A 9,509-nucleotide genomic window follows, 5' to 3' on the forward strand; every position below is an offset into this window, starting at 1 on the left:
ACCCACCCGGCAGCGGAACTGATCAACAGTGCAGGAAGAACCGGGCAAGACTTCTGGCGCCTGGGTCTCGCCCCGCTGCATCCAGCTCCCCGCCGCCAAATTAACGTACAATAACGTGAATTATAGCAATTTCCGTTGATCTGTGCGCAATGCTCATATTACAAGCAGCGCTCCCGACCGATCGGACCAGTGCGGGCAGCGTGAAACTCTTCAGTCCCATTCTCGCCGGCGCCACGATCTCGGAACGTCTGATCGCCTGTGCGGGCGCGTTCGTCGCCATTGCGTTGACCGCCGCAGCCGGCCTGCTCTTCCMGGCCCCTTCTCCCTTGGTTGTTGCGCCGATTGGGGCTTCCGCGGTCCTGATCTTCGCCGTTCCGACAAGCCCTCTTGCCCAGCCCTGGCCCGTCATTGGTGGCAACGTCATCTCCGCCTGCGTCGGCCTTTGCGTTGCCTGGGCGGTTCCTGACGTCACCCTCGCCGCGGCGCTCGCGGTGGCGCTTGCGATCGCCGTCATGTCGGTCACGCGGTCGCTTCATCCTCCCGGCGGCGCGGTTGCCCTGACTGCCGCACTTGGTGGCTCGGCTGTCGCCAAATGGGGCTCTCTGTTCCCGCTGATCCCCGTCGGGTTGAACTCGCTGGCCTTGGTTGCGCTCGGGGTGGCATTCCATGCCCTCTCGCGCCGCTCCTATCCCCATCGTGCAGCACGAACCGAGCTGAACAAACTCCCGACGGGCTCAGCTCCGCCCTTCATCGCGGCGGATATCGACGAAGCTCTGGCGCAAATGGGCGAGACCTTTGACATCGCGCGCGATGATCTGGACCGGTTGCTGCAATATGCGGAGGCAAATGCGGCACGCCGACAAGCCCGGACGTCCTGAACGTCAGCATCGAGCGCTGGATTGCACCGCCGCCGGGCTTGTCTATTGCTATAGGGCGCTTCGCTTGTCTCGCCATGCTCGGCGTCGCGGCGGCGCCCCTGCATTCTGGATCTGGACCACGTCATGCTGAGCGCGTTTCCGCGGATCGATCTCGTCGGCGGCCCAACGGCGCTTGAGCCGATGCGCCGCATCGGCCGTGTGACCGGGCATCCGCAGCTTTGGATCAAGCGCGACGATTGCATGCCGCTGGCCTTCGGCGGCAACAAGGTGCGCAGCCTCGAATTCTGGATCGGAGAAGCGCTCGCACGGAAGAGCGACATGTTGGTGGTGGCCGGCGGCCTGCCCTCCAACCAATGCCGGCTGGCCGCGGCGGCGGCGGCAAAAATCGGCATCGACATGCTCGTCCTCTATGCCGGCGACCCATCGGCTCCTCTGCGCGGCAACGCCCTGCTGACGAAGCGACTGGGGGCCGACATCCAGATGCTCGGCCCCGTTGGCGAGGAGGAGCGTGGGCGGCTGGCGTGGCAGACAATCGCCGAACTCGTGGCAGCGGGACGACGGCCCTATCTGATTGGCGATCCGGTTCTGGGGGCGTTGGGCTATGTCCGGGCGGCGCAGGAGTTATCCGAACAGGCCCAGGCGCTGAGTCTCGATCTCCGGCACATCGTACTTCCCGGCTCGATGGGCGTGACGGAAGCGGGAATGATCTTCGGAGCGGCCGTCCTCGGACTGCCGTGGACCTTCCATCTGGTCAGCGTCGAATACGACGCTTGTACCCTTCGGCGCCGTCTCGACGCTATCCTGCGCGACCTTGCTGGGCTTGTTGGCCGAGCCCTGCCATCAGGGTGTCTCGACCGCGTCCGCATCGACCTCGGACAACTCGGCGAGGGATATGGCACCCCCACGCCGGCATCGGTTCAGGCGGCAGCTCTCTTTGCCCGGCATGAGGCGCTGATCCTTGAACAGACCTACGTGGCCAAAACCTTCGCCGGGCTTCTGAAGCTGGCGGAAGACCGCATCATTTCGCCCGATGACGCGGCCTGCATCCTGCACACCGGCGGCACGCCGGCGATTTTCGAACAGGGCTGATCCGCGCACACGCCTTCGTTCAAACGGGGCGCTCGTCCGGCTGTGCGGAGCGCTGGAATCTGGCCGAAGTTGCCGCTGCTACGCTGGGTCGAAGATTTGGCCGGCTCGGCACGAATGCATACCGGAACATGCAGCACGAGCCGCAAAACAACCATGCCGGTCCCGGGCAAGGCCGGTCCCCAGGCGGGGCTAAATATCTGAACTTCAAGGAAGGTTCGTGGTGGGTGATGTAGGGCTCGAACCTACGACCCGCTGATTAAGAGTCAGCTGCTCTACCAACTGAGCTAATCACCCATACGCCACGAAGACGTTGCCTTTCTGCCGGCCGGAACCGCGTCAGGCAGGGGGCGTGTAACAAACGCCCCCTGCCCTGTCCACCCCGTTTGAGCAGAAAAATGCACTCCGGCTAAATGCCTGTGTGCAACTGCGAGAAATCCTCACGCAGTGCGGCGATTGAGCAGGTGGTAAAGTGCGATCGCACCGAAGGTAGCGGTGCCGATTCCGCCGAGTTCGAAGCCGAAAATCGGCAGTTTGAGATCGCCGGCGCCGAGGATCAGCGCGGTCGCAACCGTGATGAGGTTCTTCGGCGCAGAAAAATCGACCTTGTTCTCGACCCAGATCCGGCCCGCAGTCGCAGCGATCAGGCCGAAGACGACGACAGCGAGACCGCCCAGCACTGCGACCGGGATCGTGCCGATCACCGCGCCGAATTTGGGCGAGAAGCCGAGCACCAGTGCGATCACGCCCGCAGCGACGAAGACCAGGGTCGAATAGACCCGCGTCACCGCCATCACGCCCATGTTTTCGGCATAGGTCGTGACGCCCGTGCCGCCGCCCGACCCGGCGATGATGGTCCCCAACCCGTCGGCCATGAAGCCGCGCCCGATCAGCGGATCGAGGTTACGGCCGGTCATCACGGCAATGCCCTTGATATGCCCGAGATTCTCCGCGACCAGGATGATCGCGACCGGAGCGATCAGCGCCATCGCCTTGAAATCGAAGACCGGTGCGACGAAATTCGGCAAGCCGAACCAGGATGCTGCGGCGATCTTCCCGAAATCGATTGTCGGAGCGCCGAAAGATGAGGCCGTCGCAGCATAGACCACATAGGCCGTGAGGCCGCCGATCAACACCGGCAGCCGCTGCGCCAGCCCGCGCCCGTAAACCGCCACCAGCGCGACCGCGACGACGGTGAACAACGCGATCCATTTCGTATAGGGGCTCGCCGAGATCATGTTCATCGCGACCGCGGTCAGGTTGAGACCGATCGCGGCGACAACCGCGCCGGTGACCACGGGCGGCAGCAGTTTCTCGATCCAGTTGGTGCCGACGGCCTGCACGATCAGGCCGATGGCGAAATAGACCGCGCCGCAGGCGATGATGCCGCCAAGCGCCACCCCGATATTCGCGTTGGGGCCAGCCCCGGCATAGCCCGTCGCAGCGATCACCACGCCGATGAAGGCAAAGGAGGAACCGAGATAGCTCGGCAGCTGCCCCCTGGTGATCACGAAGAAGAGCAGCGTCGCGATGCCCGAGAAGAAGATCGCGACATTGGGGTCAAACCCCATCAGCAGCGGTGCCAGCACTGTCGAGCCAAACATGGCAACGACGTGCTGCAACCCCGCGACGATCGTCTGCCCGGTCGGCAGCCGCTCATCCGGCATCACCGCGCCGGTTGTTTTCAATGTCCATTTCGGAAAATAGCCAGCCATGCCTCACGCTCCCCAGCCAAGCCGCGACCATGCTCGCGTCACGAACGGACATAGAAGGCAAGCGCGCTGCCGCCGCCAAGACGGCGGCAGCGAAATCGCTGTGATTTCAGGGGAAAACCGGTTCTCCCCGGCAGCTCAGGAGGCGATCTGCGTTTGCCGATGGTGGCTCTGATCACCACGCTGGAAAAGACGATCCGCCGGCAGCGCCATTTCCGGATCGATATCGGCCCCGGCCCGCGCCTGGGACAAGGTCATCGCCAGCGATGTTTCATCAAGCGCCGGCATGGCGTCGAAGCCGGGCATCACGAAATAGCTCTGCTGGTAATCGTCGATGCGGTAGAGCGTACGCATCACGCGGACCGCATCGAAGGCGATGCGGTTGGGTGATGTGCTCTCGAGCGCGAAGATCGTCTCCCCCGGCGAGGAGGCGATGCCGGCACCGAAAATGCGCAGGCCGGACTTGGTCTCGATCAGCCCGAACTCGACGCTGTACCAGTAGAGCCGCGCCAGCCGCGCAAGATCGGCGGCATCATGCAGTCGCAATCCCGCCTCGCCATAGGCCGCGACGAAATCGGCATAGGCCCGGTTCATCAGCAGCGGCACATGGCCGAAGATGTCATGGAAGATGTCCGGCTCCTCGATGTAGTCGAACTCCTCTGGCCGCCTGATCCAGAAGCCCGCTGGGAAGCGGCGTGCCGCCAGATGCGTGAAGAAGACCCGGTCCGGCACCAGCCCCGGCACGGCCACCACCGTCCAGCCGGTCGCCGCTTCGAGCACGCGGTTCAGGTCGCGAAAATCGGGAATGCCATCGGCAGCGATGCCAAGCGCAGTGAGCCCCTCGAAATATTCGTCGCAGACGCAACCGCGGAGCAACTCGGCCTGGCGTCGATGCAGCCGCGACCAGGTTTCATGATCAGCCCGCGAATAGGCGTCGAAACGTTGATCGACGACGAAATCCTCTGGTATTTCATGCGGCTTCAAGCCGGAGCGGGAGAACGGATCGGTCGACATGGCGCACCTCCCTTGCATGCACTGAGCATGCGCGGAGCCGACGGTCATGTCCTGACCATTTCTTGTTCTTCGACACGTCTGTTGGCAGGATATGACCCGAGGAAATGGATTGAGGTCCGATGATGCCCCACCATCCTGCAAACCCGTCTCGGCTCGACGAGACCGATCGGCGGATCCTGCGTGCCCTGCAGCGTAACGGCCGGATCACCAACGCAGCTCTGTCCGAAGAGATCGGCATGGCGGCCTCGCCCTGCCTGCGCAGGCTCAAGGCGCTGGAGGAGGACGGCATCATTGCCGGCTACCGCGCGGAACTGAACCGGCGCGCACTCGGCCATGGCGTCGAAGCCTATGCCTTCGTCAAGCTCTCGCAATCCGACCCGGACTGGCGGACAAGGCTGGTCGAGAAGCTCAAATCCTTCGAGGAGGTGATCTCCTGTCAGGCCATGACCGGCGAATGCGACCTGCTCGTTCATATCGTCGCGGACGATATCGAGGCCTATGGCGAATTCGCGATGCAGCGCCTGCTGACGCTGCCCGGCGTCGCGGACATGCGCTCCTCCTTCGTGCTGGCGACGATCAAAGCGGACGAGGGCTGGCCGGTGTGAGGGCGAGCGGACGTTTCGCTCCGATCGTGCTATCCTCAAGTACGATGCGCGCCGCGCGACCGCGGCCAAGCGGAGTGTAATGGGGAGGCCCGTTTGATGGCCGCATCCAGTGCCTTCGGGAATCTCGAGCAGACGGGCTGGGGCTCGGCGACGGTCGCGCTCGCCTATCATCGCAATCTGGGCGAAGTGACATCGGGTTGCATCCCCGAGCTGATCCGCGCCGCCGATCTGAATGCGGGGGATAGGGTTCTCGATGTCGCCTGCGGTGTCGGCTATGTGGCGGCCGCCGCGCGTGACCATGGCGCAGATGCCATCGGMCTGGACTTTTCCGCAGTCCAGATTCGGCTGGCACAGCAGACCTATCCAGATATCCGCTTTGTGGAGGGGAATGCCGAGGCCCTCCCCTTTGCCGATGGTGAGTTCGATGCCGTCCTCAACGCCTTCGGATTGCCCCACCTGCCCGATCCGGACAAGGCACTGGCCGAGGCCTGCCGCACTCTCAAACCCGCCGGGCGCTTTGCCTACGCCTCGTGGAGCGACGCGACGAAGTGTATCGGTTTCTCGATGGTCTATGACGCGATCCACGCTCATGGCTCGCTGGACGTGGGGCTGCCTCCCGGCCCCAACTTCTTCAGCTATGGCGAACCGGGCTTCGCCGCCCAGTTGCTCGCCCGAGCCGGTTTCGTGAATATATCGACCGTGGAAGTCCCGCTGGTCTGGCGCGTTTCATCTCCCGACGCGATCATCGACGCCATTTCATCCGGCACGGTCCGCGCCGCAGCTGTCCTGCGCCTGCAGCGTCCGGAGAACCTGGCCAGGATCAAGGAATATCTGCGCGAACGGGTCTCCGCATACGAGCGCAACGGCATCTATGCCGTGCCGTCGCCGGCCCTGGTCGCCAGAGGTAGCAAGCCCGGCTGACGCGGCATCGCCGGTCTCGTCGCAAACCGCCGGAACATCACTTTACCGCAAGCCCCCGGGACGAACTCATCGTCTCGCCCCGGGGCCCGCAGTTGAAGGGTGGCAGCTACTCCGCAGCCGCCTGCGCATGCACGCGCGCACCACGCGCGATCAGCTTGTTGAGCGCCGAGAGATAGGCCTTGGCCGAAGCGACCAGAGTGTCGGGGTCGGCGCCGCGGCCAGTGACCGACGCACCGCCCTCGGAGAGCCTGACAGAAACCTCGGCCTGGGCATYGGTGCCCTCCGTCACGGCATGGACGTCGTAGAGCTCCAGATGGGCCTCGTGCGGCACGATCGCCTTGATCGCCTTGAAGACCGCATCGATCGGCCCGTTGCCTTCGGCTTCCTCGGCGACGACGCGCCCTTCGACATCCAGCTTCATCATGGCCCGCTGCGGGCCACGCGTGCCGGCGATCACCGTCAGCGAGACCAGCTTCACGCGGTCATGCGCGGTTGCGATGTTCTCGTCGACCAGCGCTTCGATATCCTCGTCATAGACGTGCTTCTTGCGATCGGCCAAGGCCTTGAACCGGGTGAAGGCGTCCTCCAGCTGGTTGTCGCCGAGATCGTAGCCCATGTCCTTCAGCTTGGAGCGGAAGGCGGCGCGCCCCGAATGCTTGCCCATCACCAGTGAGGTCTTGGTCACGCCGACCGAGGCGGGCGTCATGATCTCATAGGTCTGCTGGTGCTTCAGCATGCCGTCCTGGTGAATGCCGCTTTCATGGGCGAAAGCGTTCCGACCGACGATCGCCTTGTTGTACTGCACCGGGAAGGAACAGGCGGTGGAAACCGCCTTCGACGCACGCATCAGCATGGCCGACTCGATGCCGGTATCGTAGGGCAGCACGTCGCCACGGACCCGCAGGGCCATCACCACCTCTTCCAGCGCCGCGTTGCCCGCGCGCTCGCCGATGCCGTTGATCGTGCATTCGACCTGCCGCGCGCCGCCCTCGATGCCGGCCAGCGAGTTGGCGACAGCCAGGCCGAGATCGTTATGACAGTGCACCGAGAAGATCGCCTTGTCGGCATTCGGCACGCGCTCGCGGATCGAGCTGAACATGGTGCGATACTCGTCCGGCGTCGCGTAGCCGACGGTATCGGGCAGGTTGATCGTCGTCGCCCCCGCCTTGATCGCTGTCTCGACCGCCCGGCAGAGATACTCGATCGGCGTGCGCGTCGCATCCATCGCCGACCACTCGACATCCTCGACCAGGTTGCGCGCCTGGGCGACGGTCCTGGTGATGATCTCCAGAACCTCATCCTCGGTCTTGCGCATCTGATGCTGCAGATGGATCGGAGAGGTMGAGACGAAGGTGTGGATGCGCGGCTTCACCGCGTGGCGGACGGCTTCCCCAGCCCGAGCGATATCGGCGCTGATGGCGCGCGCCAGCCCGGCAACGGTCGCACGCTTGATCCGCTTGGCGATTTCCGAGACGGCCTCGAAATCGCCATCGGACGCGATCGGGAAACCGGCCTCGATGATGTCCACGCCCATCGCGTCCAGCACATCCGCGACCTCCAGCTTCTCCTCGAAGGTCATGGTCGCGCCGGGGCATTGTTCACCGTCACGCAGAGTGGTGTCGAAGATCAGCACCCGGTCCTTGGAGGATGCAGTCTGGGAAGCGTTGGTCATGGTCGTGATCCTGAATGGGTCGCGCMGCGGTCGTTCGGATGGGCGCRTTAGGTCTGGAAGGCGGTTCTCGTCACTCCCCTGAGCGCCCAGGCATGCATGCCCGGCCGGCCCTCAGGGGCGGCTAAGGAGAAGAAGCTGACCAAGGCCAAGCGGAGCGCGCATGCCGACCGTCCGCGCAGCGGCGCGGCTCAGGATCCAGGCATGGGTGGCAGATGCGGCCACGGGCGTTCCTCGTTCGACTGGACACGATGTAACCGAAAGCACCCGCGGTGCGCAAGCATGTGACACATGCGAAGTTTGCAACGTCGTCCCGGCCGGAGTCTCGCTATCCTGACCGGGCCGCAACTGCTGGCGCGGCATGCATTGTCCGCTCCCTGCGAATCGCATTCGATCGCCGGGCAGGCTGGGGAGAGATATCCGATGATGCGCTACGACCGCCGCACGATCGGTCTTGCGGTCGGGCTGACCTGTCTTGCGGGCTATGTCGATGCGCTCGGCTTCATCAGCCTTGGCGGTTTCTTCGTGTCCTTCATGACCGGGAATACGACGCGGCTCGGGATCGAACTCGCCAACGGCCATCTCGGCGGTATCGCGCTGGCAGGCGGTATCATCATGCTCTTCGTCGGCGGCGTGGTGCTCGGCTCGCTCGTCGGCCATTTTGCCCGGACGAGGCGGCATACCGCCGTGCTGGCAGCTCTGACGATCTGTCTCTTCATCGCTGCGCTGTCCGACAGGCTGGGAGAGGCCGGCATCAGCATCGCCATGCTCGCCGTCGCCATGGGCATGGAAAACTCCGTCTTCCAGCGCGACGGCGAAGTCACGATCGGCCTGACCTACATGACCGGCACGCTGGTAAAGATGGGGCAACGCATCGCCGGGGCCCTGCTTGGCGGCTCCCGCCTCGCCTGGCTGCGCCATTTCACGCTCTGGCTTGGGCTGCTGAGCGGAGCGGTTGCCGGCGCTCTTGCGCATCACATGATCGGACTCGACGCAATCTGGCTGGCGGCCGCTTTCTCGGGGTTCCTGACACTGGCTGCCTCCCGCCTCCTGCTGACGGACTGACCTGCGAGCGGAGGCGATTGGAACGGCGCGGGGAATCGGTCATTGTCCCGGCCATTCGCCAGCCGGAGCCTGCATGCGATGCGCGCCACTTCGTTCTTGATCCCCGCCCTCGCCGGCTTCCTTCTCGCCGCCTGCCAGACAGCCGGACCACCGCCCGCCCCGGCACCGGAGCAGGCAGCACCGGGCGTGACGCCCAGCACCTTCCGCATGCCGAGCGGATCGGGCTGCTCGGGCGAGGTCGAACGTTTCCAGGCGGTGATGGATAACGACCTCGCGACCGGCCACACCACCAAGGGCGTGCACAGCCGCGTCAGTGCCGAGATTGCCAATGCCCGCAGGAGTTGCGCCGCGGGCAATGACGCCAGGGCGATCTCCCAGGTGCGCGCCACCAAGTCACGGTTCGGTTATCCGTAAGGCTTCTGTAATGGGCCTTTGATCGTCAAGTCCCTCTGAACGATATCTCGTCGCCAGGATCATGCTTCTGTCCGTGGTCAGTACGAAGACCGCCACACCATGCCATCAGATCCAGAGCCGACAGGTCAATCTAGGGGTGCGTGAT

At 64.4% G+C, this 9,509-nt stretch carries 9 protein-coding genes and 1 tRNA gene; 6 read left to right on the top strand and 4 right to left on the bottom strand.

The genetic code is table 11. The features are described 5' to 3' along the window. The first annotated feature begins 200 nt into the window (after nucleotides 1-200). Both AC1DJT_RS29865 and AC1DJT_RS29870 read left to right on the top strand, forming a co-directional pair. The gene (locus AC1DJT_RS29865) at nucleotides 201-878 is read left to right on the top strand and encodes an HPP family protein (RefSeq protein ID WP_476835466.1); all 678 of its coding nucleotides are present in this window, start codon (nucleotides 201-203) and stop codon (nucleotides 876-878) included. 123 nt (nucleotides 879-1,001) lie between these two features. Continuing rightward, entirely contained in the window at nucleotides 1,002-1,967 is a 966-nt protein-coding gene (locus AC1DJT_RS29870; RefSeq protein ID WP_441506282.1) for a 1-aminocyclopropane-1-carboxylate deaminase/D-cysteine desulfhydrase, read from the top strand. A gap of 218 nt (nucleotides 1,968-2,185) precedes the next feature. Here the strand turns inward: AC1DJT_RS29870 and AC1DJT_RS29875 are convergent. From AC1DJT_RS29875 to phhA, 3 genes are all read right to left on the bottom strand, one after another. After that, nucleotides 2,186-2,261, bottom strand: a tRNA-Lys gene (locus tag AC1DJT_RS29875). A 143-nt stretch (nucleotides 2,262-2,404) separates the two neighbouring features. Further along, nucleotides 2,405-3,679: a solute carrier family 23 protein gene (locus tag AC1DJT_RS29880; protein WP_441491556.1), complete on the bottom strand. Its 1,275-nt coding sequence runs from the start codon at nucleotides 3,677-3,679 to the stop codon at nucleotides 2,405-2,407. Between the two features lie 135 nt (nucleotides 3,680-3,814). After that, on the bottom strand, nucleotides 3,815-4,690 hold the full coding sequence (gene phhA, locus AC1DJT_RS29885; protein WP_441506283.1) for a phenylalanine 4-monooxygenase: 876 nt from the start codon (nucleotides 4,688-4,690) through the stop codon (nucleotides 3,815-3,817). A gap of 122 nt (nucleotides 4,691-4,812) precedes the next feature. Between phhA and AC1DJT_RS29890 the strand changes: the two genes are divergently transcribed. Both AC1DJT_RS29890 and AC1DJT_RS29895 read left to right on the top strand, forming a co-directional pair. Then, nucleotides 4,813-5,295 (top strand): Lrp/AsnC family transcriptional regulator, encoded by a 483-nt coding sequence (locus AC1DJT_RS29890; RefSeq protein ID WP_476770581.1) that lies wholly within the window; start codon nucleotides 4,813-4,815, stop codon nucleotides 5,293-5,295. 96 nt (nucleotides 5,296-5,391) lie between these two features. Next, nucleotides 5,392-6,216 carry a class I SAM-dependent methyltransferase gene (locus AC1DJT_RS29895; protein ID WP_441491559.1) on the top strand — a complete coding sequence of 275 codons (825 nt, stop codon included), beginning with the start codon at nucleotides 5,392-5,394 and terminating at the stop codon, nucleotides 6,214-6,216. 106 nt (nucleotides 6,217-6,322) lie between these two features. On the opposite strand, the gene AC1DJT_RS29900 is transcribed toward AC1DJT_RS29895, so the two are convergent. Next, nucleotides 6,323-7,888 carry a 2-isopropylmalate synthase gene (locus tag AC1DJT_RS29900; RefSeq protein WP_476835467.1) on the bottom strand — a complete coding sequence of 522 codons (1,566 nt, stop codon included), beginning with the start codon at nucleotides 7,886-7,888 and terminating at the stop codon, nucleotides 6,323-6,325. 420 nt (nucleotides 7,889-8,308) lie between these two features. On the opposite strand from AC1DJT_RS29900, the gene AC1DJT_RS29905 reads away from it, so the two are divergent. Then, on the top strand, nucleotides 8,309-8,950 hold the full coding sequence (locus tag AC1DJT_RS29905) for a YoaK family protein (protein ID WP_441491560.1): 642 nt from the start codon (nucleotides 8,309-8,311) through the stop codon (nucleotides 8,948-8,950). Between the two features lie 78 nt (nucleotides 8,951-9,028). Then, complete coding sequence (locus AC1DJT_RS29910; protein ID WP_476770582.1) at nucleotides 9,029-9,364, top strand: hypothetical protein; 336 nt, start codon at nucleotides 9,029-9,031, stop codon at nucleotides 9,362-9,364. The last annotated feature ends 145 nt before the right edge of the window (nucleotides 9,365-9,509 follow it).

It is taken from the genome of Allobosea sp. 05T422_2, assembly GCF_056396265.1.

Coding starts and splice junctions, on each gene's coding strand:
- AC1DJT_RS29890 (WP_476770581.1), top strand. CDS start 4,813: ATGCCCCACCATCCTGCAAACCCGTCTCGGCTCGACGAGACCGATCGG.
- phhA (WP_441506283.1), bottom strand. CDS start 4,690: ATGTCGACCGATCCGTTCTCCCGCTCCGGCTTGAAGCCGCATGAAATA.
- AC1DJT_RS29870 (WP_441506282.1), top strand. CDS start 1,002: ATGCTGAGCGCGTTTCCGCGGATCGATCTCGTCGGCGGCCCAACGGCG.
- AC1DJT_RS29880 (WP_441491556.1), bottom strand. CDS start 3,679: ATGGCTGGCTATTTTCCGAAATGGACATTGAAAACAACCGGCGCGGTG.
- AC1DJT_RS29905 (WP_441491560.1), top strand. CDS start 8,309: ATGATGCGCTACGACCGCCGCACGATCGGTCTTGCGGTCGGGCTGACC.
- AC1DJT_RS29910 (WP_476770582.1), top strand. CDS start 9,029: ATGCGCGCCACTTCGTTCTTGATCCCCGCCCTCGCCGGCTTCCTTCTC.